Annotated in this window: 26 protein-coding genes and 1 riboswitch; of the genes, 20 read left to right on the top strand and 6 right to left on the bottom strand. The window is 66.4% G+C overall.

Annotated features, from left to right (window positions below):
* The first annotated feature begins 21 nt into the window (after nucleotides 1–21).
* The 4 genes from AC4AMJ_RS05555 to AC4AMJ_RS05570 all read left to right on the top strand — a co-directional run bounded on the left by AC4AMJ_RS05555 (nucleotide 22) and on the right by AC4AMJ_RS05570 (nucleotide 2,710).
* A complete protein-coding gene (locus AC4AMJ_RS05555) occupies nucleotides 22–1,089 on the top strand; it encodes an ABC transporter ATP-binding protein (RefSeq protein WP_489917473.1) in 1,068 nt (355 codons plus the stop codon).
* Nucleotides 1,090–1,161: 72 nt separating this feature from the next.
* A riboswitch (Fluoride riboswitch) is annotated at nucleotides 1,162–1,248 on the top strand.
* Nucleotides 1,249–1,267: 19 nt separating this feature from the next.
* On the top strand, nucleotides 1,268–1,771 hold the full coding sequence (crcB, locus tag AC4AMJ_RS05560; protein WP_489917474.1) for a fluoride efflux transporter CrcB: 504 nt from the start codon (nucleotides 1,268–1,270) through the stop codon (nucleotides 1,769–1,771).
* Nucleotides 1,768–2,136, top strand: coding sequence for a fluoride efflux transporter CrcB (gene crcB / locus AC4AMJ_RS05565; RefSeq protein WP_489896539.1), 369 nt, complete (start codon nucleotides 1,768–1,770; stop codon nucleotides 2,134–2,136). The genes crcB (AC4AMJ_RS05560) and crcB (AC4AMJ_RS05565) overlap by 4 nt, the downstream gene beginning before the upstream one ends.
* Before the next feature lie 31 nt (nucleotides 2,137–2,167).
* Complete coding sequence (locus AC4AMJ_RS05570) at nucleotides 2,168–2,710, top strand: universal stress protein (protein ID WP_489896538.1); 543 nt, start codon at nucleotides 2,168–2,170, stop codon at nucleotides 2,708–2,710.
* A gap of 293 nt (nucleotides 2,711–3,003) precedes the next feature.
* On the opposite strand, the gene AC4AMJ_RS05575 is transcribed toward AC4AMJ_RS05570, so the two are convergent.
* Nucleotides 3,004–4,227 (bottom strand): acyl-CoA dehydrogenase family protein, encoded by a 1,224-nt coding sequence (locus AC4AMJ_RS05575; protein ID WP_489917475.1) that lies wholly within the window; start codon nucleotides 4,225–4,227, stop codon nucleotides 3,004–3,006.
* A gap of 29 nt (nucleotides 4,228–4,256) precedes the next feature.
* Nucleotides 4,257–5,642 carry an acyl-CoA dehydrogenase family protein gene (locus AC4AMJ_RS05580; RefSeq protein ID WP_489917476.1) on the bottom strand — a complete coding sequence of 462 codons (1,386 nt, stop codon included), beginning with the start codon at nucleotides 5,640–5,642 and terminating at the stop codon, nucleotides 4,257–4,259.
* A 296-nt stretch (nucleotides 5,643–5,938) separates the two neighbouring features.
* Between AC4AMJ_RS05580 and AC4AMJ_RS05585 the strand changes: the two genes are divergently transcribed.
* Nucleotides 5,939–6,943 carry a hypothetical protein gene (locus tag AC4AMJ_RS05585; RefSeq protein ID WP_489917477.1) on the top strand — a complete coding sequence of 335 codons (1,005 nt, stop codon included), beginning with the start codon at nucleotides 5,939–5,941 and terminating at the stop codon, nucleotides 6,941–6,943.
* A gap of 105 nt (nucleotides 6,944–7,048) precedes the next feature.
* On the opposite strand, the gene AC4AMJ_RS05590 is transcribed toward AC4AMJ_RS05585, so the two are convergent.
* Both AC4AMJ_RS05590 and AC4AMJ_RS05595 read right to left on the bottom strand, forming a co-directional pair.
* On the bottom strand, nucleotides 7,049–8,986 hold the full coding sequence (locus AC4AMJ_RS05590; protein ID WP_489917478.1) for an FAD-binding monooxygenase: 1,938 nt from the start codon (nucleotides 8,984–8,986) through the stop codon (nucleotides 7,049–7,051).
* A gap of 3 nt (nucleotides 8,987–8,989) precedes the next feature.
* Nucleotides 8,990–10,369 carry an MFS transporter gene (locus AC4AMJ_RS05595; protein ID WP_489917479.1) on the bottom strand — a complete coding sequence of 460 codons (1,380 nt, stop codon included), beginning with the start codon at nucleotides 10,367–10,369 and terminating at the stop codon, nucleotides 8,990–8,992.
* Nucleotides 10,370–10,549: 180 nt separating this feature from the next.
* Here AC4AMJ_RS05595 and AC4AMJ_RS05600 point away from each other — a divergent pair, with 180 nt between their 5' ends.
* The 9 genes from AC4AMJ_RS05600 (at nucleotide 10,550) to AC4AMJ_RS05640 (ending at nucleotide 20,187) form a co-directional block, all read left to right on the top strand.
* Nucleotides 10,550–12,043, top strand: a complete 1,494-nt coding sequence (locus AC4AMJ_RS05600) for a fumarylacetoacetate hydrolase family protein (RefSeq protein ID WP_489917480.1) — start codon at nucleotides 10,550–10,552, stop codon at nucleotides 12,041–12,043.
* Nucleotides 12,025–12,738, top strand: coding sequence for a GntR family transcriptional regulator (locus AC4AMJ_RS05605; RefSeq protein WP_489917481.1), 714 nt, complete (start codon nucleotides 12,025–12,027; stop codon nucleotides 12,736–12,738). Before AC4AMJ_RS05600 ends, AC4AMJ_RS05605 begins: the two co-directional genes overlap by 19 nt.
* Nucleotides 12,739–12,786: 48 nt before the next feature.
* Nucleotides 12,787–14,304, top strand: a complete 1,518-nt coding sequence (hpaE, locus tag AC4AMJ_RS05610) for a 5-carboxymethyl-2-hydroxymuconate semialdehyde dehydrogenase (protein WP_489917482.1) — start codon at nucleotides 12,787–12,789, stop codon at nucleotides 14,302–14,304.
* Nucleotides 14,305–14,367: 63 nt separating this feature from the next.
* Entirely contained in the window at nucleotides 14,368–15,531 is a 1,164-nt protein-coding gene (gene hpaD, locus AC4AMJ_RS05615; RefSeq protein WP_489917483.1) for a 3,4-dihydroxyphenylacetate 2,3-dioxygenase, read from the top strand.
* 260 nt (nucleotides 15,532–15,791) lie between these two features.
* The gene (gene hpaH / locus AC4AMJ_RS05620) at nucleotides 15,792–16,577 is read left to right on the top strand and encodes a 2-oxo-hept-4-ene-1,7-dioate hydratase (RefSeq protein WP_489917484.1); all 786 of its coding nucleotides are present in this window, start codon (nucleotides 15,792–15,794) and stop codon (nucleotides 16,575–16,577) included.
* Entirely contained in the window at nucleotides 16,562–17,365 is an 804-nt protein-coding gene (locus AC4AMJ_RS05625) for an HpcH/HpaI aldolase family protein (RefSeq protein ID WP_489917485.1), read from the top strand. Before hpaH ends, AC4AMJ_RS05625 begins: the two co-directional genes overlap by 16 nt.
* A gap of 49 nt (nucleotides 17,366–17,414) precedes the next feature.
* Nucleotides 17,415–18,821 carry an aldehyde dehydrogenase family protein gene (locus AC4AMJ_RS05630; protein WP_489917486.1) on the top strand — a complete coding sequence of 469 codons (1,407 nt, stop codon included), beginning with the start codon at nucleotides 17,415–17,417 and terminating at the stop codon, nucleotides 18,819–18,821.
* 147 nt (nucleotides 18,822–18,968) lie between these two features.
* The gene (locus AC4AMJ_RS05635; RefSeq protein WP_489896525.1) at nucleotides 18,969–19,454 is read left to right on the top strand and encodes a DUF2752 domain-containing protein; all 486 of its coding nucleotides are present in this window, start codon (nucleotides 18,969–18,971) and stop codon (nucleotides 19,452–19,454) included.
* 73 nt (nucleotides 19,455–19,527) lie between these two features.
* On the top strand, nucleotides 19,528–20,187 hold the full coding sequence (locus AC4AMJ_RS05640) for an MBL fold metallo-hydrolase (RefSeq protein WP_489896524.1): 660 nt from the start codon (nucleotides 19,528–19,530) through the stop codon (nucleotides 20,185–20,187).
* A 399-nt stretch (nucleotides 20,188–20,586) separates the two neighbouring features.
* Here AC4AMJ_RS05640 and AC4AMJ_RS05645 read toward each other — a convergent pair whose 3' ends face one another.
* Nucleotides 20,587–20,985 carry a VOC family protein gene (locus tag AC4AMJ_RS05645; RefSeq protein ID WP_489900983.1) on the bottom strand — a complete coding sequence of 133 codons (399 nt, stop codon included), beginning with the start codon at nucleotides 20,983–20,985 and terminating at the stop codon, nucleotides 20,587–20,589.
* 79 nt (nucleotides 20,986–21,064) lie between these two features.
* Nucleotides 21,065–21,886 carry a histidinol-phosphatase gene (gene hisN / locus AC4AMJ_RS05650; protein WP_489896523.1) on the bottom strand — a complete coding sequence of 274 codons (822 nt, stop codon included), beginning with the start codon at nucleotides 21,884–21,886 and terminating at the stop codon, nucleotides 21,065–21,067.
* A 96-nt stretch (nucleotides 21,887–21,982) separates the two neighbouring features.
* Between hisN and AC4AMJ_RS05655 the strand changes: the two genes are divergently transcribed.
* From AC4AMJ_RS05655 to ftsX, 6 genes are all read left to right on the top strand, one after another.
* Entirely contained in the window at nucleotides 21,983–22,384 is a 402-nt protein-coding gene (locus AC4AMJ_RS05655) for a hypothetical protein (protein ID WP_489917487.1), read from the top strand.
* 66 nt (nucleotides 22,385–22,450) lie between these two features.
* The gene (gene prfB, locus AC4AMJ_RS05660; protein WP_489900981.1) at nucleotides 22,451–23,566 is read left to right on the top strand and encodes a peptide chain release factor 2; all 1,116 of its coding nucleotides are present in this window, start codon (nucleotides 22,451–22,453) and stop codon (nucleotides 23,564–23,566) included.
* Between the two features lies 1 nt (nucleotide 23,567).
* Nucleotides 23,568–24,524 carry a mechanosensitive ion channel family protein gene (locus AC4AMJ_RS05665; protein WP_489896521.1) on the top strand — a complete coding sequence of 319 codons (957 nt, stop codon included), beginning with the start codon at nucleotides 23,568–23,570 and terminating at the stop codon, nucleotides 24,522–24,524.
* Nucleotides 24,525–24,634: 110 nt separating this feature from the next.
* Nucleotides 24,635–24,985, top strand: a complete 351-nt coding sequence (locus AC4AMJ_RS05670) for an Rv3103c transmembrane domain-containing protein (RefSeq protein WP_489917488.1) — start codon at nucleotides 24,635–24,637, stop codon at nucleotides 24,983–24,985.
* Nucleotides 24,986–25,052: 67 nt separating this feature from the next.
* Entirely contained in the window at nucleotides 25,053–25,739 is a 687-nt protein-coding gene (gene ftsE, locus AC4AMJ_RS05675; RefSeq protein ID WP_489896519.1) for a cell division ATP-binding protein FtsE, read from the top strand.
* A gap of 80 nt (nucleotides 25,740–25,819) precedes the next feature.
* Nucleotides 25,820–26,728: a permease-like cell division protein FtsX gene (ftsX, locus tag AC4AMJ_RS05680; protein WP_489896518.1), complete on the top strand. Its 909-nt coding sequence runs from the start codon at nucleotides 25,820–25,822 to the stop codon at nucleotides 26,726–26,728.
* Nucleotides 26,729–26,747 lie beyond the last annotated feature (19 nt).

Below are 26,747 nucleotides of genomic sequence, written 5' to 3' on the forward strand. Positions count from 1 at the left end.
AAGTCCATTGGAGCAATCACGATGACCACCGTCACCTTCGACAATGTCCGACGCAGCTACCCGGGCACCGATCGACCTGCGGTTGCCGGTCTGAACCTGCACATCGCCGACGGCGAACTCCTCGTCCTCGTCGGGCCGTCCGGCTGCGGGAAGTCGACCACTCTGCGGATGCTCGCGGGCCTGGACCGCAATGACGACGGCCGAATCCTCATCGGCGACCGTGATGTGACCGAGGTGCCGCCCAAAGATCGTGACATCGCAATGGTTTTCCAGAACTATGCGCTCTACCCGCACATGAACGTCGCCGACAACATGGCCTTCGCGCTCCGCCTGGCGAAGGTGAGCAAGGCAGAACGAGATGCCCGGGTCGCGCAAGCGGCCGAGATGCTCGACCTCACCGCTTACCTCGATCGGAAGCCGAAGGCGCTGTCGGGTGGACAACGGCAGCGGGTCGCGATGGGCCGGGCCATCGTGCGCTCACCCCAGGTGTTCTGCATGGACGAACCCTTGTCCAACCTCGATGCGAAGATGCGCGTACGCACCCGCACCGACATCGCAGCACTACAGGCAGAACTGGGTGTCACCACTGTCTACGTCACACATGACCAGGTCGAGGCCATGACGCTGGGATCGCGTGTGGCAGTGATGCGCGACGGCGTCATCCAGCAGGTCGACACACCGCTGGCCCTGTATGACCGCCCGGCGAACGAGTTCGTCGCGAGCTTCATCGGCTCGCCGCAGATGAGTTTGCTGCCCGGAGTCGCGACCGAGAGCGGGGTTCGCATCGCGGGCGAACTGCTCCCGATCCAGACCATTGCGCGCGGCCCGGTCACCGTCGGTGTCCGTCCCGAGGACTGGCAGGTGGTCGCCGACGTGTCACGGGGTATCGGCGCGCAGGCGACCCTCGTCGAGAAGCTCGGCTCCGACAGCTACGTCTACGCCGCCACCGAGGTCGACGGTCAGCGCCGAACGGTGGTGGTGCGGACCCCTGCGCGCGGCAGCACGGCGAAAGGCGATCTCGTTCGCCTGATCCCGGACCCGGAGCGCCTCCACCTCTTCGACCCCGCGACCGGACGCCGAATCAACTGAGCGGTTTGTCGGCACGCAACGTCGATGCGACCGAGATGTCGGTCAGACGTGTGGCGGGGCGAGCGCTGTAAGGTGTCGATGGGTGATGGATCTCGCCCGGACACGCGACCGGTGTCGCTGTCCGAACCGCCGCCACCGGCTGATAGTTCCTGGTCCGATTGACGGATGGGGCTGACGCATGGGTTCTGATCACATTCCGCGCGACACCGCGCCTGCGGACTCGCACGCCGAGTTGCCCACCGACCCCGACGCCGTTCGGCCCCTGCATCTGCGGCCGACGGCGATCCTGTGGGTCCTGCTCGGCGGTGCATGTGGCACCGGTCTGCGCTATTGGGTGGAGGAGCTGCTCCCCGCCCATGGCACCGACTGGCCGTGGGGCACGTTTCTGGTCAACCTCGTCGGGGCCTTCGCACTCGGGGCGCTCCTGGAAGGTCTTGCGCTGTCAGGGGAGGACGACGGGTGGCGACGTCGGGGACGTCTGCTCCTGGGCACCGGCCTGTGCGGGTCGTTCACCACCTACAGCAGTTTCGCGCTCGAGATGTCGCTGCTGACGCATCGGGGCGCCCTGCCGGTGGCGGTCGGCTATGGGCTGGCCGCCGTCGTCGCCGGCGTGGTCTGCGCGTGGCTCGGGATCGCCGCTGCGGGTGCGGCGTTGCGTCATCGAGCGGGGGAGGTGTCGTGATCGTCCTCGCGGTGATGGCCGCCGGGGCCCTCGGCGCGGCCGCCCGGTTCGTGCTCGACGGGGCCATCAAACAGTGGCGGTCCACGACCTTCCCCTGGGCGACGCTGGCGATCAACCTGAGCGGTTCGCTTCTGCTGGGTGTGCTCGCCGGCGCGGTCATGTTCCACACCCTCCAACCCGACGTCCAGACCATCGTCGGAACCGGGTTCTGCGGCGGTTACACCACTTTCAGTACGGCGAGCTTCGAGACCGTCCGATTGGCCGAGAAGCGGCGCTCGGTGCTCGCGCTCGGCAATGCGGTCGCCTCCCTGGTCGGGAGCGCGGCGATGTGCGGCCTCGGTCTGGTGCTGGCGTGGTCGCTGTGAGGCGGGGGATGATGGGACGAGAGGGATCGCGATGACGAAGGACACCGATTACGGCCACCTCGACGGCGACGCGCCGTTGCGTCGGCGGGTCCGTGGGCCGGAGCCGAGTCGTCGTGCCGAGGCGAGCCTCGTCGTCGGATGGGACGGCAAACAGGCAAGTAGTGCGGCCGTGCGGTACTCGGTGGATCTGGCTCATCGCCTGACCGCGCACGTACATGTGGTGCACGTCGTCGACATCGATGACATGCCCGTCGATCCCGACGCCCCGGACTGGGGGGAGCAGATTCGCGCCGCCGTCGTCGGCGAGGCGGCCCAGGCGAAGGAACTGCTCGACGCACTGGCCGCTTCGTGGACCTACCACAGCGGCCACGGAGACCCGGCGCAGTTGTTGTCCACGGTCGCCGACCGCTACTCGGCACTCATGGTGGTGATCGGCAGTCCGCGCGGAGGGCTCCTGTCGTATCTGGACTCCATGCTCCGACAGTCCGTCGCCCAGCAGATGATCGGTCACCGCAAGACGCCGCTGCTACTGGTGCCGGCGGACTTCGAGGGCCGCACTCCGGCGGTCGAGTAGACCCTCGCCGGTAGGCGAGGGTCTACTCGAGACCTCGTGACATGCGGGTGGTCTCGATACGCTGTCTCGCCTGGCGGCTCGACGGCTACTCGACCAGCGGTCGGGTCGGCTCGACGGCTACTCGGCCAGCGGTCGGGTCGGCTTGACGGCTACTCGGCCAGCGGTCGGGTCGGCTTGACGGCTACTCGGCCAGCGGTCGGGTCGGCTTGACGGCTACTCGGCCAGCGGTCGGGTCGGCTTGACGCTACTCGGCCAGCGGTCGGGTCGGCTTGACGCTACTCGGCCGGCCACCGCTACTTCAGCTCGGCGCTGCTCTTGTTGAGCACACGACGGGCGATGATGAGCTGCTGGATCTGCTGGGTGCCTTCGAAGATGTCGAGGATCTTCGAATCCCGGGCCCACTTCTCCACCAGGAGTCGTTCCGAATAGCCCAGCGTGCCGGTCAGTTCCACCACCTTGTTGGTGATGTCGGTGCCCGTGCGGCCCGCCTTTGCCTTCGACATCGACGCCTCGAGTGAGTTCGGCTCCTTGTTGTCGGCCATCCACGCCGCACGCATCGTGTGCAGATACGCGGCCTCGAAATCGGCTTCCATCCGGATGAACTCGGCGGCGGCGGCGTGCTGGTCGGCGGCCGGGCGATCGTAGTCGATCTCGATGCCGGCCTCTTCGAGAATTCGTCGCATCTCCTCGAGCGCCGCGCGGGCGACGCCGACCGCCATGCCCGCAACCATCGGCCGCGTGTTGTCGAAGGTCTGCATGACACCGCCGAAGCCCTTCTTGGTGTCGACCTCAGGCGAACCGAGCAGATTGTCCTTGGGAATGCGGCAGTTCTCGAAGCGGATCACCGCGGTGTCCGACACCCGGATCCCGAGCTTGTGCTCGAGACGCGCGACCTCTACGCCCGGGTGCTCACGTGGCACCACGAAGCTCTTGATCGCCGCACGGCCGAGGCTCTTGTCGACCGACGCCCACACCACGATGTGGGTCGCCCGCGAACCGGCGGTGACGAAGATCTTCTCACCGTTGAGGATGTACTCGTCGCCGTCGAGAGTCGCGGTGGTCGAGACCGCTGCGGAGTCCGAGCCGAAGCTGGGCTCGGTGATGGCCATCGCAGCCCACACCTTGCCGAACCGTTTAAGCTGGTCGTCGGTGGCGACCGCGGCGATCGCCGCATTGCCCAGACCCTGGTACGGGATGGTCAGCATGAGGCCGACATCGCCCCAGCTGGTCTCCATCGTGTTGATCACCGACTGCATGTTGCCGCCGTTGACCACCGCGCCCTCGGCCCTGGGCTTGTCCGACTTCTGCTGGCTGCGTCCGCCGTCGGCGCCGGCGCCGGCCTGGCCGGCCTCGGCGAGACCGTCGTACAGGCTTGCGAGAGTGTCGAGCTCGACCGGATAGTCGTGCTCGCGCAGATCGTACTTGCGCGAGATCGGTCGGAAGATCTCCGCGGCGGCCTGATGCGCCTGATCGATCGTGACGTTCAGTTTCTTGGGCAGTTCGAGATTGATGCTCATGTCAGTTGTTCCTCACCAGATCCGGCCGTCTACAGGACGACGACGCCCTCGCCGATACCGGCACCGCGCAGATCGCGATACCACCGCTCCACCGGGTGTTCCTTGGTGAAGCCGTGGCCGCCGAGCAGTTGGATACCGTCGAGCCCGATCTGCAGGCCCTTGTCGATGGTCAGCTTGCGTGCCAGCGCTGCCTCGCGCGCGAACGACAGGCCTTGTTCGGCACGTGCTGCACCGCGCAGCGTCACCAGGCGGATCGAATCAACCTCGGTCGCGATGGTGGCGACCATGAAGGCGACCGCCTGGCGGTTGGAGATGGGCTCGCCGAACGCCTCACGCTCGTTCACGTAGGGGATCACGTAGTCGAGGACCGCCCGCGCAGTTCCGGCGGCCAGCGCCGACCAGCCGAGGCGCGACAGGCGCACCACGTCACGGTAGGCGGATGCGGCCGCGTCACCGTCGGCCCCGCCGACCAGCGCCGCCGACGGCACGGCCACATCCTGCAGCAGCAGGCGTCCCATGCCGGCCGCACGGACACCCATCCCCGGATCCGCCTCGACGATCAGTCCCTTGGTGTCGGACTCGACGATGAACAGCGCCGGGCGGCCGTCGAGCTGAGCGCCGACGATGAAGAGCTCGGAGGAGCCCGCCGCGGGCACAAACGATTTCACGCCATTGAGGCGGTAGCCGCTGGGTACGCGGGTGGCCTTGGTGGACAGGTCGAAGGCGTCGAACAGCGGCTTCGGCTCGGCGATCACCACGGCCGACTGCGGCACGTTCTCGCCGGCGAAGTCGGGGAGGTAGGTGCGTTGCTGCTCGTCGGTGCCGAAGTTGGTAAGCGTGGTCGCGACACCGCTCGGCGCCAGCAGCGGCAACGCCAGACCCATGTCGCCATACGCCATCGCCTCGGCGACGAGGGCGTTGGTCACCACACCGCGTTCGGATGCGGCACCCTCGAACTCCTCGGGGACGTTGATCATGGTGATGCCGAGCTCGGCGGAACGCTTGAGGATCTCCTCGGGCGCCGCGGCGGCGTTGTCGGCGTCGTAGGCCGCCGGACGCAGGATCTCGACCGCGAAATCCTTCACCGTCTCGGCGATCATCTGCTGCTCGTCGTCGGGGTTCAGGTCGAAGTAACCCTTGGGCGACGTGGTGAGCCGCTTGGCCTGGCCCGAGCCGCCCTGGGCGGCCTTGAAGGCGCGATTCGCCGCACCGAGGGTCTGGAAGCCGGTCTTGGTGCCCTGATAGGCGATCCGATTGATGGGTTCGCGGATCTTGTACTTCTCGGCGAACTCGGACCCGGTGACGGTGGTCAGTACGCGCATCGCGGTACCGATGAAGTTGCGGGGGTGTGGGTTCTTGCCGACAGCGGAGGTGTCGCGCGGTTCGGTGTGCCGCGCTTCGGTTTGTGAGGTCATGTTCACCAGCCTGTTCTCGGGCGGTAGGGCAGGGCCATCGCTGGCTCGACCCATATCTTACTCGGTAGTAAGTAGAGACCTTACTATCCGGTAAGGAAGATGTCACGCATTCGGTTGTGCTTGCCGATCCGGCGGTCCGTTCCTCCGCCCGTTCCCGGTTCGTCCGCCCCGTGCACGGGGCGGACGAACGGAATTGAGGGGGAAGAACCGGCGGCGGAGGACTGACCGGGCCAGGTGAGTGTGGACGTGGCCGGGGCCCTGTGGATGGATTTCTGGCGGTTGAGCGCATCGGCGGCATGATCGTCACCATGGACGACCGGCCGGGGTTTGGTGCAGAGCACCTCCTGTTTCGATCCGCCGCGATCGAGCAGGGCATCACCGACGAGATGTTGAGTGCCGATGTGCGAGGACGACGCAAGACCCGCGTCTGGCGTGGCGCCTATCTGCCGACCGACACTGCCACATCCGACACCGGCAACTCCGACGCGACATCGTCGCGATACCGTCGCCAGCTCGATCACTACCGCGCCATGATCGTCGCGGCCGCCCGCAACGGTGGACCCGGACGAGTCGTCAGCCACACGTCGGCCGCTGTGCTGCAAGGCATTCCGATGTTGCGACCCGACCTGACCGTCGTTCATTTCACTGCCGCCACAACAGGCAAACGCACAGCTCACGGGATCACCCATCAGGCGACACTCCAGCACTCCGAAGTTGTGCTCCTCGACGGCATACCGACGACCTCGCCGGCGCGTACCGTGTGCGACGTGGCCAGGCTCGCGACCCTGGAACAGGCGGTGTGCGTCGTCGACTCAGGCCTGCACCTGGGTGTGCCACGGCAAGAGATCGACGACCAGGCACGACGACTCCGCCGCTACCACGGCGCACCGACCCTGCGTGCGGCCCTCACCCTCGCCGACGGTCGCGCCGAGAGCATCGGCGAAACAGTGAGCAGACTCGTGCTTGCCGACCATCCGCTCATCCCTGTGCCCGAACTTCAGGTCCCGATCCGGATCGACCTCGACGGCGGCAAACACGTGTACGGGGACTTCGGGTGGCGCGACACGTCGGGCACACTCCGACTCGTCGGGGAATTCGATGGGCGGGTGAAGTATCACCGATCCAACCCGTTCAGCGACGAATTACCCGAGGAGGTCATCTTTGCCGAGAAGCTCCGGGAGGATGCGATCCGCGCGACAGGCCCGCATGTCGTTCGCTGGGTCTGGGCGGACTCGATGCGGCCCAGGATCCTCCACGCCAAGGTGGAGTCCGCACTGCGGCTGGTCGGCCTGATGCAGTGATAGTTCCTCCGCCCGTTGCCCGTTCGTCCGCCCCGTGCAAGGGGCGGACGAACCGGGAACGGGCGGAAGAACCGCCTCAGAGGCTCAGCCGAGCGGCTGCGAGGGTCACACGGACTCCTTGGTGAGGGACGCGGCGTTGTGGGGGAGGAGGTTCTGCGCGAAGAAGGCGGTGAGCTCATCGGTCGCTGCCAGCGGAAGAACCTGCGCGACGTACTGATCCGGTCGGACGACGACCACGGCGCCGCGCCGGTCGATGCCGCGTTCGGCGAAGATGTCGACGCCGGGGTCGGTGGCGTACACCTTCTCGTAGTCGATTACCTCGAACGGCCCGACCCTGGGCAGGAAGATCGACGGCACGGTACCGAGATCGACTCCGGTGTGATCCTGCCGATAGATCACCTTGACGTCGAAGATCGCGTCGACGTCGACGCCCTCGGGGGTGTAGCGGACGATCGGCGACTCGCGATCGTGTGCCAGCCAGTCGGCCCAGTCGTCGAGCGATGAGTCGCCCGGCGCCCCAGCGTTGTGAGGCGCGGCCGGATCCGCGGCGAATGCGTAGATGCGCCAACGCCCGTCGGCTCGGTGGTGGTGGCCGAGTTGCACCGGATTGGCGTCGCAGACCCGGACCACCGGCGCCGACTTGAACCGCTTGCCGATGGGGTAGCCGGATGCCAGGTCCTGGTGAATGCCCGCACCGACGATCATCGACGGCTGGTACTCGGTCATGAAACCGGCCGGGAATTCGGCGGTCTTGACGTAGAAGTCCTCGAGCTCCGACGGTGAATCGAACTCCTCGGGGCGTTTGGCCATCATCGATGACCACTCGCGGTCGAAGTCGATCAGGTTCTGTGCGATCACCTGCCGTTCGGCCGAGTAGGTCGCCAGCAGGCTCTCGGGGCTACGGCCGTCGAGCACATGGCCGAGTTTCCAGCCGATGTTGAAGCCGTCCTGCATCGAGACGTTCATGCCCTGGCCGGCCTTCGCACTGTGGGTGTGGCAGGCGTCGCCGGTGATGAACACCCGCGGCGTGCGGGTCCCGGCCTGCTCGATGGGGACGTCGTCGAACCGGTCGGTCACCCGGTGGCCGACCTCGTACACGCTGTGCCAGGCGACGTTCTTCACGTCAAGGGTGTACGGGTGCAAGATCTCGTTGGCCTGCTTGACGATCTCGTCGATGTTGGTCTTGCGGATGCTGCCGCGGTCGTTCTCGGGCACCACCCCGAGATCGACGTACATGCGGAACAGGTAGCCGCCCTCGCGCGGGATGAGCAGGATGCTGCCGCCGGAGCCGGACTGGATCGCGCACTTGGTGCGGATGTCCGGGAAATCGGTCACGGCGAGGACGTCCATGACACCCCACGCGTGATTGGCCTTGTCCCCGTGTGGGGTACACCCGATGGCGTCGCGGACTCCACTGTGCGCGCCGTCGGCGCCGACGACGTACTTCGCGCGCACGGTCCGGGTGGCGCCCTCGTGTTTGCCGACGGTGTGTTTGAGCGTCACGGTGACGGGATACTCGCTGCCCCGGCCGATCTCGAGCCCGACGAACTCGTAACCGTAGTCCGGGGTCATCCGGGTGGGCGAGTTCGCCATGAACTCGGCGAAGTAGTCGAGCACGCGCGCCTGGTTGACGATCAGGTGGGGGAACTCGCTTATGCCCGCCGGATCGTCCTCGGCCCGCGCGGCACGGACGATCCGTGTCGGATCGTCGGGATCCGGCTTCCAGAAAGCCATCTCGGTGATCCGGTAGGCCTCGGCGATGATGTGCTCGGCGAACCCGAAGGCCTGGAACGTCTCGACGCTGCGTGCCTGGATGCCGTCCGCCTGACCGATCGCCAGGCGGCCGGGGCGCCGTTCGACGATGCGGGTGGTGACGGTCGGGAACTGGGACAGTTGGGCCGCGGTGATCATGCCGGCGGGCCCGGTGCCGACGATGAGGACGTCGACCTCGTCGGGGAGTTCGTCCGAGCGGTCGAGACCCACACCCGCGGCAGGCTGCACCCGCGGGTCACCGGAAACGTAGCCGTGGTGATGGAACTGCATTGTTCAGGCCCTCGTCATTCCTCTGATCGGACTGGTTGTTTGTTCTGCCTCGTGGTCGGGACCCAGGGGGATACCGCTGCGGTCGCGCAACGTGAGGGTGGCGATCAGGCTGATCAGCACCACGCTGCCCAGATAGAGCACCACCGATGTGGTAGTGCCGGTCGCGCGGACCAGCGCTGCGGCGATCATCGGAGCGAACGCGCCGCCGAGGATGGCGCCGAGCGCGTAGGAGATGGAGACGCCGGAGAATCGGATCGACGCCGGGAAGAGTTCGGAGTAGAGCGCGGCCTGCGGGCCGTAGGTGAAGCCGAGGCCGACAGTCAGCAGGGCGAGTCCGACGAACAACAGCCACACGTTGCCGGCCCGCACCAGCGGGAAGAGCGGGATCAGGGCGGCCAGCAACAGGACCCAGCCGATGATGTAGGTGGTGCGACGGCCGATCCGGTCGCTGATCGCCGCCCCGACGGCGGTGAAGATCAGCCAGGTCACCGCGGATGCGGCGACGGCCCACAGCACCGGGCCGCGCGCGAGGCCGACGGGACCGTCGGGGTTGGTTGCATAGCTCTGGATGTAGCCGCCCGTGGTCATGTAGCCGACGGCGCTGTTACCGGCGAACATCAGTGCGGCGACCAGTACCAGCAGCCAGTGCTTGCGGAACAATTCGGCGATCGGGGTCCTGGTCTCTTCCTTGCGTTCGGCGATCTCCAGGAAGACCGGGCTCTCCTCGACGCGACGTCGGATGAAGTGGCCGATGAGGATCAGCACGATCGACAGCAGGAACGGGACGCGCCACCCCCACGCCATGAAGGCGTCGCCCGGGGCGATCACGGTCATCAGCGCCATCACGCCGGAGGCGAGCAGGAGGCCGAGAGGAACACCGATCTGCGGGGAGGCACCGAACACACCGCGTCTGCGGTCGGGTGCGTGCTCGACGGCCATCAGCACCGCACCGCCCCATTCGCCGCCGGCCGAGATGCCCTGCAATATCCGCAGCGCGATCAACAGGATCGGGGCGGCGATGCCGATCGCCTCGTACGTCGGCAGGAGTCCGACGAGCGTCGTGGCCACACCCATCGTCACGAGGGTCACCATCAGGACGATGCGGCGACCGTACTTGTCGCCGAAATGTCCCGCGAGAAAGGCGCCGAGCGGACGGAACAGGAAACTGATGCCGACGGTGAGGAACGACAGGATCGTCGCGATCGAATCGCCGGCCGGGTGGAAGAACAGGTTGCCGAAGACCAGTCCGGCCGCGGCCGCATAGACGAAGAAGTCGTACCACTCGACGGTCGTGCCGACGATGGTGGCGAAAACGACTCGACGGCGATCGGTCTCGGTGACTATCGGGGAATTTGCCGCGAGGGCTCGGGGAGGTGCATTCATCGAAGCTCCTTTGTGGTGCAGGCGATGCCTGTCGGTGCAAGGGACTGCGGTGGTGGCGGGGCTCACCGACCCGGGATCGTGCGATCTAGGTCACTTGCAATCTCTGTGAGAGAACATATACGATCTCGTATACCCGATGCAAGATATGTTTTCGTATACGACTTTGAGAAGGAGGGCTGCATGACGACCGAGTACGAGCCGGCAGTCGAGGCGAAGCCCGTGGCCAGGATCGGCCGGCCGGGCAAGATCGTCGCGGTTCATCTGAGCTACGCCTCGCGTGCCGACCAACGTGGACGTCGCCCGGCGCATCCGTCGTACTTCTTCAAGCCGTCGAGTTCGGTCGCCGAGAGCGGTGGTGCGATCGAACGCCCCGCAGGTACCGAATTGCTCGCCTTCGAGGGGGAGGTCGCACTGGTCATCGGTGATCGCGCCCGCCGCGTGTCGATTGAGACCGCCTGGGACCATGTCGCGGCCGTGACTGCGGCCAACGATTTCGGGCTCTATGACCTGCGAGCCAACGACAAGGGCTCCAACGTGCGTTCCAAGGGCGGTGACGGATTCACACCGCTGGGCCCCGGCCTGATCGACGCCCGCTCAGTCGATCCGAACGCACTCCGGCTGCGCACCTGGGTGAACGGCGTTCTGGCGCAGGAAGACACGACAGCCGGGATGATCTTCCCGCTGACCCAACTGGTGGCCGATCTGTCGCAACACTTCACCCTGGAAACAGGCGACGTGATCCTCACCGGCACCCCGGCCGGGTCGTCGGTCGTCGTGCCCGGCGATGTCGTCGAGGTCGAGGTCGACGCACCGACGTCGTCCGACGCGCCGACGTCGGGACGACTGGTCACGACGGTGGTCGCCGGCACCAGTGGATTCGACTCCGACCTGGGGTCCCTTCCCGCGGTGGACGACACCCAGCGCGCCGAGGCGTGGGGATCGCGCGAGGCGGCGGGCTTGCCGAAAGCCGCCGCATCCGCGCTCACCGACGTCCTGCGTGACAAGCTGACGCGCGTCCCCGTCGCCGGGCTCTCCGCGCAGCTCCGCAAGCGTGGACTCAACAATGTCTCGATCGACGGTGTGCGCGCGCAGACGCGTGGCACGAAGATCGTCGGCACCGCCAAGACACTCCGCTTCGTGCCCAACCGTGAGGACCTGTTCACCTCCCACGGCGGCGGCTACAACGCACAGAAACGGACCTTCGACGCCGTCGGCCCCGGTGAGGTCATCGTCATCGAGGCCCGCGGTGAGACTGGCTCTGGCACGCTCGGGGACATCCTGGCCATCCGTGCGAAAACCCTTGGTGCGGAGGGAATCGTGACCGACGGCGGTGTCCGCGACTACGATGCGGTCGCCGAGATCGGCCTCCCGGTGTTCACCGCCGGGTCGCATCCCGCCGTGCTCGGCCGCAAGCATGTGCCGTGGGACTTCGACCTCACCATCGCGTGTGGCGGCGCCACCGTGCAGCCCGGCGACATCATCGTCGGTGACGACGACGGCGTGATCGTCATACCGCCGGGCCTCGCCGACGAGGTTGCCGACGCTGCTCTCGAACAAGAAGAACAGGACGCCTGGGTGGCGGATCAGGTGGCCGCAGGTCACCCGGTCGACGGTTTGTTCCCACCGAATGCCGAGTGGAAGGCGAAGTATCTCGAATGGCGCAACAACCGATGAGCGACATCGTGGCGAACCAGCAACCGACACAGAGTAAGTCGCAGATCGCCTACCACTGGATCAAGGACCGGATCGCGCGGCAGGAGTACACACCGGGCTACCGCCTGGTGTTGAGCACCATCGCGAAGAGTCTCGACATGAGCGTGGTGCCCGTCCGTGAGGCGATCCGGCAGCTCGAGGCGGAAGGCCTCGTGACCTTCGAGCGCAACGTCGGTGCGCAGGTGTCGATGGTCGACGACTCGCAGTACCGGCACAGTATGCAGGCCCTCTCGATCCTCGAGGGTGCGGCCACCGCACTGGCCGCGCGCCGTCTGACGGAGGAGGACCTGCGCAAGGCCCGTGACATCAACGAACGCATGATCGCCTCGCTCGACCATTTCGATCCGAGCCTGTTCACCGCCCTGAACCAGGAGTTCCACGCGACCCTGTTCACCCGGTGCACCAATCCACGGATGATCACCCTCGTCGAGGCCGAATGGGCGCGCCTCGGTCACCTGCGCGCCTCGACGTTCTCCTTCGTTCCCGGACGTGCCCAGGAGTCGGTGCGCGAACACGAGAACATCGTGCGGCTCATCGAGATCGGTGCGCCGCTCGGCGAGATCGAGAAGGTCGCGCGGCGCCACCGCGCCGCGACGCTGGACGCATACATGGTCCACGAACACCCCGACGAAACGCTGGGCCTCCCGACCTACTGACCCTCGGAACCTCCTGACCCCTCCAGACCCTCAAGAAACGGAGTAACCATGACGAATACGGTGAGTGCAACCGCCGCCCGACACGTCCCCGCGGATCTGCCCACGCGCATCCAGCACTACATCGGCGGCAAATTCGTCGACTCGATCGACGGCGACACCTTCGGCGTCCTGGATCCGGTGTCCAACGAGACCTATGTGCAGGCGGCGGCCGGTAAGAAGGCCGACATCGACCTCGCCGTCGCGGCCGCCACCAAGGCCTTCACCGAGGGGCCGTGGCCGAAGATGCTGCCCCGTGAGCGTTCTCGCATCCTGCACCGCATCGCCGACATCGTCGAGTCCCGTGACGCGCGACTGGCCGAGCTCGAGTCGTTCGACTCGGGCCTGCCGATCACCCAGGCGCTCGGGCAGGCACGCCGGGCCGCGGAGAACTTCCGCTTCTTCGCCGACCTGATCGTCGCGCAGGCCGACGACACCTACAAGGTGCCCGGCCGTCAGATCAACTACGTCAACCGCAAACCGATCGGTGTGGCGGGCCTGATCACGCCGTGGAACACACCGTTCATGCTCGAATCCTGGAAGCTGGGTCCCGCGCTCGCCACCGGCAACACCGTCGTACTCAAGCCGGCCGAATTCACCCCTCTGTCGGCGTCCCTGTGGGCCGGCATCTTCGAGGAGGCCGGCCTGCCCGATGGTGTGTTCAACCTCGTCAACGGCCTTGGTGAAGATGCCGGCGACGCACTGGTGAAACACCCTGATGTGCCGCTGATCTCGTTCACCGGGGAGAGCCGCACCGGCCAGATCATCTTCGGCAACGCCGCACCGTTCCTCAAGGGCCTTTCGATGGAACTCGGTGGCAAGAGCCCGGCGGTCGTGTTCGCCGATGCCGACCTCGATGCAGCCATCGACGCCACGATCTTCGGCGTGTTCTCCCTCAACGGCGAGCGCTGTACCGCCGGTAGTCGCATCCTCGTCGAACGTCCGGTCTACGACGAGTTCGTCGAACGCTATGCGGCGCAGGCCAAGCGCGTGGTGGTGGGGTACCCGCACGAGAAGAACACCGAGGTCGGGGCGCTCGTGCACCCCGAGCACTATGAGAAGGTGATGAGCTACGTCGAGATCGGCAAGACCGAAGGCCGGCTCGTCGCCGGCGGTGGCCGTCCCGACGGTTTCGAGACCGGCAACTTCGTCGCCCCGACGGTGTTCGCCGACGTCAAGCCGGACGCCCGGATCTTCCAGGAGGAGATCTTCGGACCCGTCGTCGCCATCACCCCCTTCGACACCGACGAAGAGGCCCTCGAGCTGGCCAACGGCGTGAAATACGGTCTGGCCGCCTACATCTGGACGAATGATCTCAAGCGCGCGCACAACTTCTCGCAGTCCGTCGAGGCCGGCATGGTGTGGCTGAACTCCAACAATGTCCGCGACCTGCGGACCCCGTTCGGCGGTGTGAAGGCGTCGGGTCTCGGGCACGAGGGCGGCTACCGGTCCATCGACTTCTACACCGACCAGCAGGCCGTGCACATCACCCTCGGCAAGGTGCACAACCCCACCTTCGGCAAGCAGTGATCACCTTCAGTTCCCATCCAGTCCCTTTATTCCACAATCATTTTCATCACCAAGGACGCTGATATGACCAACCGCGAAGAGATGACCCTGACCTCGTCGGGCTACTACGTCTCGCAGGAAGCACCGATCCATTCCGACCACCCCGTCGCGACGCCGCAGGCATCGCCCCCCGACATCCTGCGGTGCGCCTACATGGAGATCGTCGTCACCGATCTGGCGGCATCGCGCGAGTTCTACGTCGACGTCCTGGGCCTCTACGTCACCGAAGAGGACGACGAGGCGATCTACCTGCGCTCGACCGAGGAGTTCATCCACCACAACCTCGTGCTGCGCAAGGGTCCGGTCGCCGCCGTCGCTGCGTTCTCCTACCGGGTCCGCACCCCTGAAGACCTGGACAAAGCCGTCGCCTTCTACACCGAGATCGGCTGCCGCGTGGAACGTCGGGCAGAGGGCTTCGTGAAGGGCATCGGCGACTCGGTACGCGTGGAGGACCCACTCGGGTTCCCGTACGAGTTCTTCTACCAGACCGACCACGTCGAGCGGTTGTCGTGGCGCTACGACCTGCACACGCCGGGCGAGTTGGTGCGCCTGGATCACTTCAATCAGGTCACCCCGGATGTGCCCCGCGCCGTTCGGCATTACCAAGACCTCGGCTTCCGGGTCACGGAGGACATCCAGGACGAGCACGGCACCGTCTACGCCGCGTGGATGCGTCGAAAGCCCACCGTGCACGACACCGCGACAACCGGCGGCGACGGACCGCGCATGCACCATGTGGCGTTCGCGACTCACGAGAAGCACAACATCCTCGCGATCTGCGACAAGCTCGGTGCGCTGCGCCGTTCGGATGCCATCGAGCGCGGTCCCGGCCGGCACGGTGTGTCCAATGCGTTCTACCTCTATCTTCGCGACCCCGACGGGCACCGCGTCGAGATCTATACGCAGGACTACTACACCGGCGACCCGGACAATCCGGTCGTCACCTGGGACGTGCACGACAATCAGCGCCGTGACTGGTGGGGCAATCCGGTGGTCCCCAGTTGGTACACGGATGCGTCGCTCGTGCTCGACCTCGACGGCAACCCGCAGCCAGTGGTGACCCGTACCGACGACTCGGAGATGGCGGTGACCATCGGGGCGGATGGATTCTCCTACACCCGCAAGGCTGACGACGAACAGATGCCCGACTGGAAGAAGGGCGAGTACAAACTCGGCGCCCAGCTGTAGGAACCGTTGGCACCCCCGGCTGGTCGAGAGCCGCCGCCGCCCCGCTGGTCGAGTAAGCCCGGCGACGAAGGAGCCGAGCGCATCGAGACCCGCCGCCACCCGATCTCGATGCGCCTCGTCGCCAGCGCTCCTCGGCTTACTCGATCAGCGGTGGAGGCGTCCGTTCGCCGCGTTTCGCTTCGAGAGCGAGCGGAGCGAGCCCGACGCGTATCCGCCGGATCGAGCTTGTCGAGATCGAAACCACTCAGAAGGAGGACACAATGCTTCCCGCCCAGACGATCACTGACATCGCCGACGAGCTGGCGGCGGCCGAACGTGACCGCACCATGGTGCCGTTGTTGACCGCGCGGTACCCGGATATGACCGTCGAGGACTCCTACGCGGTCCAGAACGAATGGCGTCGTCGCGGAGTCGAATCCGGCCGCCGTCCGGTCGGCCGCAAGATCGGGCTCACCAGCAAGGTGATGCAGGCCGCGACCGGCATCACCGAACCCGATTACGGGGCGATCTTCGACGACATGGTGTTCGAGAACGGATCGGTCATCGAGCACGGCCGGTTCTCGAACGTGCGTATCGAGGTGGAGCTGGCGTTCGTCCTCGCCGAGCCGCTCAAAGGTCCGAATGTGACCGTGTTCGATGTGCTGCGGGCCACCGACTATGTGGTGCCGGCGCTCGAGATCCTCAGCTCGCGGATCGAGATGGCCGGCCGCACCATCGTCGACACGATCAGCGACAACGCTGCCATGGGCGGGATGGTCTATGGCGGAAACCCGAAGAAGATCAACGAGATCGACCTGCGCTGGGTGGCTGCGCTGCTCTACCGCAACGAGACGATCGAGGAATCCGGGGTCGCCGCAGCGGTACTCAACCATCCGGCGACCGGTGTTGCCTGGCTGGCGAACAAGCTCGCACAACATGGTGATCGACTCGAGGCGGGAGAGATCGTGCTCGCCGGTTCGTTCACCCGCCCGATGTGGGTGGAGAAGGGCGACACCGTGCTCGCCGACTACGGGCCGATGGGTACGGTGTCATGTCGATTCGTCTGAAACCCACACTGCGCGAGGTCCTCTCGTCCAGTGGTCGGCCCCTCTTCGGCGGCTGGGCCTGCCTGGGATCGCCGGTCTCGGCGGAGATCATGGCGGGCTCCCGGCTCGACTGGGTGCTCATCGACATGGAACATGCCCCGAACGGGTTGGAATCGGTTCTCGCGCAACTCTATGCGATGTCGGGCTACGACGCCGTGCCGGTCGTGCGGGTGCCGGCGGCCGACCCGGTCATCGTCAAACAGGTGCTCGACCTCGGGGCGCAGACCATCCTGGTCCCGATGGTCTCGACCGCCGGCGAGGCCCGCGAGGTTGCGGCTGCGGCTCAGTATCCGCCGATCGGTCGTCGGGGAGTGGGCAGTGCGCTGGCCCGCTCGGCGCGCTGGAATCGTGTCGACGGCTACCTGGAGGGTGCGGCCGATCATGTGTCGGTATTCGTCCAGATCGAGACGGCCGAGGGGGTCGAGAACGCCCGTGCCATCGCCGAGACCCCGGGCATCGATGGAGTGTTCGTCGGGCCCAGCGACCTCGCGGCGTCGATGGGACTGCTCGGGCAGCAGACCCACCCGGACGTCGTCGCGCAGGTTGAGAAAGCGTTCGCCGGGGTCCGGTCGGCTGGAAAGCCGGTGGGAGTAAATGCGTTTGTCCCCGAACAGGCCGACAGCTACGCCGCAGCCGGGGCCACTTTCCTACTCGTCGGCGCCGACGTCGCGCTACTGGCGCGTGGCTCGGAGGCACTCGCCGCACGATTTGTCACCGACCGGCCTGAGGCCGGTCGTAGCAGCTACTGACACCCAACATCCGGCAATGAGGCCGGACCGATATCGAAGGAATCCCGTCATGAGTGTCACCTACGACTCCCTCCTGGCCGAGATCACCGATCCCGACGGTCGGGAGATCACCGATCCGGCGACCGATGAGGTCGTCGGCAAGGTCCGATTCCAGTCCGTCGACGAGCTCGACGAGGCCATCGCCCGTGCGCGGGCGGCCCAGCCGGCATGGGCAGCGCGGACCGATTCCGAACGGGTCGACCTGCTGATGAAGGTCGCCGATGCGATCGACGCCGCCGCCGAACCGCTGGCCGAGCTGCTGTCACGGGAACAGGGCAAACCGCTCAACGGCCCCAACGCCCGCTTCGAACTGGGTGGCTGCTCGGCCTGGCTTCGCGCCACCGCCGTCACTCAGCTGCCCGGACAGACCGTTGTCGACGACGACGAGACCCATGCCGAGCTGCACTACCGCCCCGTCGGCGTCGTCGGTGCGATCGGACCATGGAACTGGCCGATGATGATCACCATCTGGCAGGTCGCCCCGGCGCTCCGCATGGGCAACACCGCCGTGGTGAAGCCGTCGGAGTTCACCCCGCTCAGCGTCCTCGCGCTCATCACCGTGATGAACAGCGTGCTGCCCGCCGACCTGCTGATCCCGGTCGTCGGCGACCGTGAAGTCGGTGCCCGGATCTCCAGCCACCCCGACATCGACAAGGTGATGTTCACCGGCTCCACCACAACCGGCCAGGCCATCATCAAGAGCTCCGCCGACACGGTCAAGCGGCTCACCCTCGAGCTCGGCGGCAACGACGCCGGTATCGTGCTGTCCGACGTCGACGCGAAAGCCATCGCGCAGGATCTGTTCTGGGGTGCCTTCATCAACACCGGGCAGACCTGTGCGGCGATGAAGCGACTCTACGTTCACACCGACGTCTACGACCAGGTGTGCGACGCACTTCTCGAGGTCGCCGGCACCATGCCGATGGGTCGCGGGCTCGACGAACGAAACGTCCTCGGACCGCTGCAGAACCGCAGGCAGTTCGACATCGTTACGCGGTTGGTGGACGCGGCCAAGGAGTCGGGTGCCAAGATCCTCACCGGCGGTGACCCCGACACCGGTGCGGCCGGCAACTTCTACCCGACCACCCTGGTTGCCGACATCGACAACGACAATCCGCTCGTCGCCGAAGAGCAGTTCGGCCCCGCACTGCCGATCATCCGATACACCGAGCTCGACGACGTCGTGACGTGGGCGAATGGTCTCGATGTGGGCCTGGGTGCATCGGTGTGGAGCAGTGACCGCGACAAGGCTCGCGAGGTCGCCGCGCGGCTGGAGGCCGGTACCGTGTGGATCAACTCGCACGGTGGCGTGCACCCGATGATCCCGTTCGGCGGTGTGAAGAAGTCGGGTTACGGACTCGAGTTCGGTGTCGAAGGCCTCAAGGGAGTCTCCGTGCCTCAGGTTATCAACGGCTGATCGTCTGCGAGGCAATCGCGTTCGTGATGCCTGTCGCGGGCTCGCCCATGTACTAACGCCGCAGGCCAGTGCGCTCTGGATACGCCGCGCCGAAGGTCTCGTACCGGGCGCGTGTCAACGGCGGCCTTCTGTACCTAAGCTGGTCGGGTGACCGCGGGTGATCAGATCTCGTCTCGGGCGACATCGTCGTCGAGGACTCCGCATGCATCCGGCGGCGGCGCGCGTGTCACGGCGGCAGCCGTCACCATGGTCGGTCTGACCGCGACGACGGTTGCGGTGAGCTTGTCGCCGGCCACCGTGGCCCGTGGCCCGGGGCTGTGCCCGTTCGCGCGGATGACCGGCCTGCCGTGCCCGGCCTGCGGACTCACCCGCAGCTGGGTTGCCCTCGGCCACGGTGACCTGGTCGGTTCGGTGAACTTCAACTGGTTCGGACCACTGTTCATGGTGGTGACCGTGGTGGTCACCGGTGTCGCGATGTGGACGGCGATCACCGGCGGGTCATCGGTGGAGCGGGTCCGTCGCGTCCTCACGAGCCGGGCTGCGTTGGCGCTGGTGGCCGTCTGGTTTGGCTATGGCCTCGTGCGGATGCTCGACGCCGGGTTCGGCTGGGGCATCTTCCAACTCGTCGTGTGAAACGTCGGTCCGATCGTCCTCGACCCGCCGCGGCGACGTGACGTCGGCGGTCGATCGGAGCAGAGTGGTACTCATGCAGATCACACACTTCGGTCACTCGTGCGTCCTGGTGGAGATCGACGGAACCAGGGTCCTGTTCGATCCGGGGAACTTCTCCCATGGCTTCGAGGGCGTCACCGATCTCGACGCCATCCTCATCACCCACCAGCATCCAGACCATTGCGACCCCGCGCGGCTGCCCGACCTCGTCGCGGCAAACCCGCAGGCCGTGCGCTACGCGGACCCGCAGACCGCCGCCCAGCTCAACGACGACGACGTCGCAGGACCCTGGCAGACCGCGAACGCCGGCTCGCACGTACAGATCGGTGCGGTCACGGCGCGCTTCACCGGCGGCCGTCATGCGGTGATCCATCCCGAGATCCCGGTGATCGACAATGTCGCCTACGTGCTGGACACGAAGTCGATGACGGGCCGGTTCATGCATCCCGGGGACTCGTTCTACATCCCGTTCGAGAAGATCGACGTGCTGGCGCTGCCGTCCGCTGCGCCGTGGATGAAGCTGAGCGAGTCGGTCGATTACCTTCGGGCGATGGCCCCGCGGATCGCGGTACCGATCCACCAGGCGATCCTGTCCGACGCGGGGTCGGGCATCCACTACGGACGGTTGTCCGAGATGAAGGCCGCCGCAACCGAGTTCGTGGTGCTGGACAAGGAATCGGCCACCCAGCTCTGATCGGACGGCCGGGCAGCGCCCGTGCCGATTACGCGCCCATGCCGGTGGTCGAGTAGGGGCGAGGCGCCGTATCGAGACCCGGTTCTCTTGCACTGGAAGGGATCTCGATACGGCGCCTCGCCTAGCGGCTCGGCGCCTACTCGATCCGCGGGAGGAGCGGGTCGGTCGTCTGGCGGTCTGGGGGAGGAGCGGGTCGGTCGTCTGGCGGTCTGGGGGAGGTGCGGGTCGGTCGCTTGGCGGTCTGGGGGAGGCGCGGGTCGGTCGCTTGGCGGTCTGGGGGAGGTGCGGGTCGGTCGCTTGGCGGTCTGCGGGAGGTGCGGCTCACGCGGGGCCTCCGATCTGTTGCGTCGAACGTATGTTCGAGAATGGTAGAGCGGAGGTCGCGCCGGCAAGGGGCGATCACGCAGGCGGAGCGAAGAACTCGAGAGCGATGTTGTCGGGATCGCGGAACGAGATGCCTGAGCCGTAGTGGGCATGCTTGATCCCGCTGTGGCCTATCCCGAGGCTGTCGAGCTTCTTGGTCCAGGTCTCCAGTTCGTCCTGGGTGGTCCCGAAGGCTATGTGATCGAGACCTGTGCGGCGCTCGTCGAAGGAGTCGTCGGGTCCGGGGCTCGTGTGGGTGTGCAGGCCGAAAAGCGTTCCGCCGTCGAGTGCGAAGACGGTGTGGTGAAAAGTGCCCGACTCCTCGTCTTCGTCGAGGACTGGTTCAGCGTCGAACAATGCGGAGTACCACCGTGTACTGGCCGCGAGATCCGTCACCGTGATCGCCACGTGGGTGAGGGCGGGGAACGACATGATGCAACTCCTTTGGTGCCGAGCCCCCTTTCGTACGGTACGCCCCGGACTGCTGCGCCCGACGCGATACGAATGCGGCGCTTCAGCCGGTCGGCATGCCACCCGAAAGTGCCCCGAGTGTCGCAGCGTGCAGCAGTCCGTTGGTCGCCACTGCGCTGCCGCCGGCGGGTCCCTCGGTACCGTCGAGTGCGGTGAACTGTCCGCCGGCCTCACGGACGAGGATGTCAAGCGGTGCGAGGTCCCAGAGCGAGACCTCGGGCTCTGCGGCGATGTCGACCGCCCCTTCGGCCACGAGGCAGTAGTTGTAGAAGTCGCCGTAGCCCCGCACGCGCCAGACCTCGTCGGTCAGCGCGATGAACTCGTCGCGGATCCCACGGTCGGCCCAGCCGGAGAGGCTCGAGAACGCAAGGCTCGCCGACGGCAGCGTCGACACCCCGGACACCGCGAGCCGTCTCGGCATCTCCTGGCCGTCGAAGACGGTGAACGCGCCGTGGCCCTCGGCGGCCCACCAGCGCCGGCGTAGCGCCGGCGCCGACACCACTCCGACGCGCGGCACGCCGTCGACCAGCAATGCGATCAGGGTCGCCCATACCGGCACACCTCGAACGAAATTCTTCGTACCGTCGATCGGGTCGACCACCCATTGGCGGCCACTGAGCACGGCATCGCCGCCGAACTCCTCGCCGAGAACCGCGTCGTCGGCGCGGCGGGCCGAAAGTCGCCTGCGAACCATCGTTTCGCAGGCGATGTCGGCGTCGGACACCGGAGTCAGGTCCGGTTTGTCATCGACTTTCAGGTCGACGGCCCCGAAGCGCTCCATGGTGAGCGCGTCGGCCGAATCCGCGAGGGACAACGCGAGTTCGAGGTCATCGTTGAGCGCGGTGGGCCCACGGTCGTTTGGCATGCCGGTAGGTTAGCGCCACGCGGGCCTGCGAATGACCCGGACGCGGCGAAGCGGTGAACGTCCGGATTGTCCGGCCCCGGCCGGTAGGCTGGCGCCATGTCCTTGCTGGCTGTGGGTTTCGTCGTGATCTTGGCCGCGGTTCTGGTGGCCTTCGTCGTCCAATGGCAGCGAGGCCGCAACCCGCGACCGCTGGGCGCGTCCCGGGCGACCCAGTTCGTGCAGGGCACCCTGACGGTCACCGGCGTGAGTGACAGACCAGATCAGGGCGACGCCAAGGGGGAGCGGTTCTGCACCGTGTCCGGCACGATCGTCGGACCCGGCACCGATCCGGCCGAGGCGTACGGGACCCTTGTGCTGGGTGACCACGATCCCTGGCCGCAGGTCGGTGCGGATCTCCCGGTCGTCTACAAGCCCGGCAAGGCCACCTCCACGTGGCGATTCGGCGAGCTGCCGCCGATGGACACCGCCTTTCCTCCTGGCGCTCCACCGCCGGCCTGAGTCATTTCGTGCTGGTAGTGGGCGCGGACGTACCGTGACCGATTCGCGGCGGTAGGCTTGATGACCGTGCATCCCGACGTAATCGCAGACCTCGAATCCATCGGCACCACCTTGACCACGGTCGAGAAGGTGCTCGACCTCGACGAGCTGCGTCGTCGGATCGACGAGCTGGAGATGCAGGCGTCCGATCCGGACCTCTGGAACGACCAGGAGCACGCGCAGAAGGTGACCAGTGAGCTGTCCCACGCGCAGACCGAGTTCCGCAGGGTGTCCGAGCTGCGCCAGCGTCTCGACGATCTGCCGGTCCACTATGAGCTCGCCGAGGCCGAGGAGGGCGACGACCGCGCGTCGGCTCTGGCCGACGCGGACGCCGAGCGTGCCTCGCTGAGGACCGACGTCGAGGCGATGGAGGTCAAGACCATGCTCGCCGGCGAGTACGACTCGCGTGACGCACTGGTCAACATCCGATCCGGTGCCGGTGGTGTCGACGCCGCGGACTGGGCCCAGATGTTGATGCGGATGTACATCCGGTGGGCCGAGAAGCACAACTACGGCGTCGAGGTGTACGACACGTCCTACGCCGAGGAGGCGGGGATCAAGAGCGCCACGTTCGCCGTCAAGGCGCCGTACATGTACGGCACACTGTCGGTCGAACAGGGCACCCACCGATTGGTGCGGATCAGCCCGTTCGACAATCAGGGTCGACGCCAGACCTCGTTCGCCGAGGTCGAGGTGCTGCCGGTGGTCGAGACGACCGACCACATCGACGTCGACGAGAACGACGTGAAGGTCGACGTCTACCGCTCGTCGGGTCCCGGCGGGCAGTCGGTCAACACGACCGACTCCGCGGTCCGCCTGACCCACATCCCGACCGGGATCGTCGTAACCTGTCAGAACGAGAAGAGCCAACTCCAGAACAAGGCGTCGGCTATGCGTGTTCTCCAGGCGAAGCTGCTCGAGCGCAAGCGTCAGGAGGAGCGGGCCGAGCTCGACGCGCTCAAGGGGGATGGCGGTTCGAGCTGGGGGAATCAGATGCGTTCTTATGTGCTGCACCCGTACCAGATGGTGAAGGATCTGCGCACCAACGTCGAGGACAACAACCCGTCGGCGATCCTCGACGGTGACATCGACAAATTCATCGAGGCCGGGATTCGGTGGCGTATGGCCGCCGCAGACGCCTGACATGCCGTTGCCCCAGGTGACACCGCTCGCATTCGCGCCCGGTGCGACCGAGTCGGTGATCGGCCGGTTCTATGTGTGGGCCGCCACGGACGGCCTGGAGATCCTGATCTGGATCCTGGGCGGACTGTTGCTCATCCGATGCATCCGATGGTCGGCGGACAAGTACGCCGCGCGCGTCAAGGCCCAGTTCGACAACAGCGACCTCATCGTGCAGACCGAGGACGCCAAACATCGGCGCGCGCTCGTCGATGTCGTCGCGTGGACCATGATCGTCCTGGTGGGCATCGTCGTGACGATCACCATCCTGGTGATTCTCGGCGTGCCGATCAGTGGTCTGGCAGGTCCGGGTGCGGTGCTCGGTGCCGCACTCGGCTTCGGCGCACAGCGGGTGGTGCAGGACATTCTGGCGGGCTTCTTCGTAGTGGCCGAGAAGCAGTACGGCTACGGCGACGTGGTCAACCTGACCACGACCGGCAACGGCGTCGCCGAGGGCACGGTCGAGGACGTCACCCTGCGGGTGACCAAGCTGCGCACGGGCGACGGTGAGGTCGTCACCGTGCCCAACGGGCAGATCATCAAGGCGACCAACCTCTCCAAGGACTGGGCGCGGGCCGTGGTGGACGTCCCGGTTCCCGCCGACTCGGACATCGCGCTCGTCAACGAGACCCTCGACCGGGTGGGCGACGACTTCTACAACCGCAAGCGGTGGCATGACCTGTTGCTGGACTCGCCGTCGCCACTCGGGGTGATCGACCTCGAACTCGACTCGATCACGGTGCGCATGGTCGCACGAACCCTGCCCGGCAAACAGTTCGACGTCAGCCGGGCGCTGCGCATCGAGATCGTGCGCGCCCTGGCCCGCGAGGGCATCACCGTTGCCCCGGGCCGGGACGTCCAGGCCGCGAGCGGGCCACCGGCCACGCTCGCCGACGAGGTCGGGAAGGAGCGCAATCCATGACCCGCGACGGGAAGCATCGCACATCTCCCGACACCGATCAGAGCTCGGAGTCGAGCGGAGGGGTCATTCCGCCCCGCCTCCGGGACTGGGGTCACGTTTATAAGACGCGGATGCGGACCAGTACTGCTGTGCTGCTGATCGCCTTTTTCGGTTCGGTCGTGCTCTACGGCTACACGTCCCAGCGGTACGGCGTGGTCGCACCGCCGCCTGCTCGGGTGACGACATCACACACGACCACGACGGAGCCGACCTGGACCTCGACCCCGTCGTCGAGTATCGCGCCGAGTTCCACCACGACGACGACGGAAACGACGGACAGCGGCACCGAGGGCGGCTTCGGCACCGGCGAGGAGCAGTCGACAACCACGACGACCGAGCAGACGATTCCGGGGCTGCCCGGTATCCGCATCCCGGGTTTCGATCAGCAGACTCCGCAGACCACGTCCGTGCCGACGCGGTGACCAGGCACGTCTGTGACGCGACAAACCTGAGCGGCCGTCTCAGAGGCCGTGGCTACACTGGCTTCTCGTGATCAAGCTGGAGAACGTCACGATGAAGTACAAGGCTGCGACGAGGCCGGCGCTGTCCGACCTGAGCCTCGAGGTCGACAAGGGCGAGTTCGCGTTTCTCATCGGCCCATCCGGCTCGGGCAAGTCCACCTTCTTCCGCCTGCTGCTGAAGGAGGACAAGCCGACGTCTGGCGACGTGTACGTGGGTGAGTTCCACGTCAACACCCTCAAGGGGCGCACGGTGCCGAAACTGCGCCAATCGATCGGCTGCGTGTTCCAGGACTTCCGGTTGCTGCAACAGAAGTCCGTGTCCGACAACGTGGCGTTCGCGCTGGAGGTCATCGGCAAGTCGCCGTCGACGATCGGGCGGATCGTGCCGGAGGTTCTCGACTATGTCGGGCTGTCGGGCAAGGCCGACCGGATGCCGTACGAGCTGTCCGGCGGCGAGATGCAGCGCGTGGCGATCGCGCGCGCGATCGTGAACCGGCCGCTGCTGCTGCTCGCCGACGAGCCCACCGGAAACCTGGACCCGGAGACCAGCGAGGAGATCGTCGACGTGCTCGACCGCGTCAACCGGCGCGGCACCACGGTGGTCATGGCCACCCACGATCGCCACATCGTCGACGCCATGCGGCGTCGCGTCCTCGAGTTCGACAACGGCCGGCTGGTCCGTAACGATCCGCAAGGGGTCTACGGCATCGGCTGAGCCGATTCCGCGACCGTGACACGACCGCGTGAGGCCGACCGCCTCCGCCCTCGACTTCTGTTAGGACTGCGCACAGACCCATGCGAGCCAACTTCATCATCAGCGAGGTCCTCAACGGTCTTCGTCGCAACGTGACCATGACCATCGCCATGATCCTGACCACGGCGATCACCCTGGGCATGTTCGGCGGCGGACTGTTGGTGATCCAGATGGCCGACAAGAGTCAGAAGATCTTCCTCGACCGGGTCGAGATGCAGTTCTTCATCAACGACGCCGTCTCCGATGCGGACCCCAACTGCCAGCAGGCGCCGTGTTCGGTGCTGCGGACACAGATCGAGAACGAGCCCGGGGTCGGCTCGGTGACGTTCATCGACCGCAAGGAGGCCTACGAGCAGGCCAAGCAGACCTTCAAGGACAACCCGGACATCGCCGACAACATCCGCGAGGGAACCATCCCGGCGTCGCTCAAGGTCCGCATGTCCGACCCGTCGCAGTTCGGGCCGGTCCTCGACAAGTTCAAGGATCGCAAGGACCTCGGCGTGGACGGGGCCCTCGATCAGCGTGAACTGGTCAAACGTATCTTCAGCGTGCTCGACGGGACCCGCAACGCGGCGTTCGCGGTCGCGATGGTGTTGGCGATCGCCGCGATACTCCTGATCGCGAACACCGTGCAGGTCGCTGCGTTCACGCGGCGGACGGAGGTGTCGATCATGCGGTTGGTCGGAGCGACGCGTTGGTACACGCAGTTACCGTTCCTGCTCGAGGCGGTGGTCGCCGCGCTGATCGGCGCCTTCTTGGCCATCGGGGGACTTTTCACGGCGAAGGTGCTGTTCTTCGACAAGGCACTGAGCGATCTGTACGGTGTGAACATCCTGGCGCGTATCGGGGTGTCTGACGTGCTGTTCGTATCGCCGTGGCTGATCATCGGCGGAATTCTGTTGTCGGGGGTCACCGCGTATGTGACGCTGCGTGTCTATGTTCGCGAATAGTTCAGAAAAGGAGGTGTGG

This window comes from Gordonia sp. LMA484 (assembly GCF_058129505.1).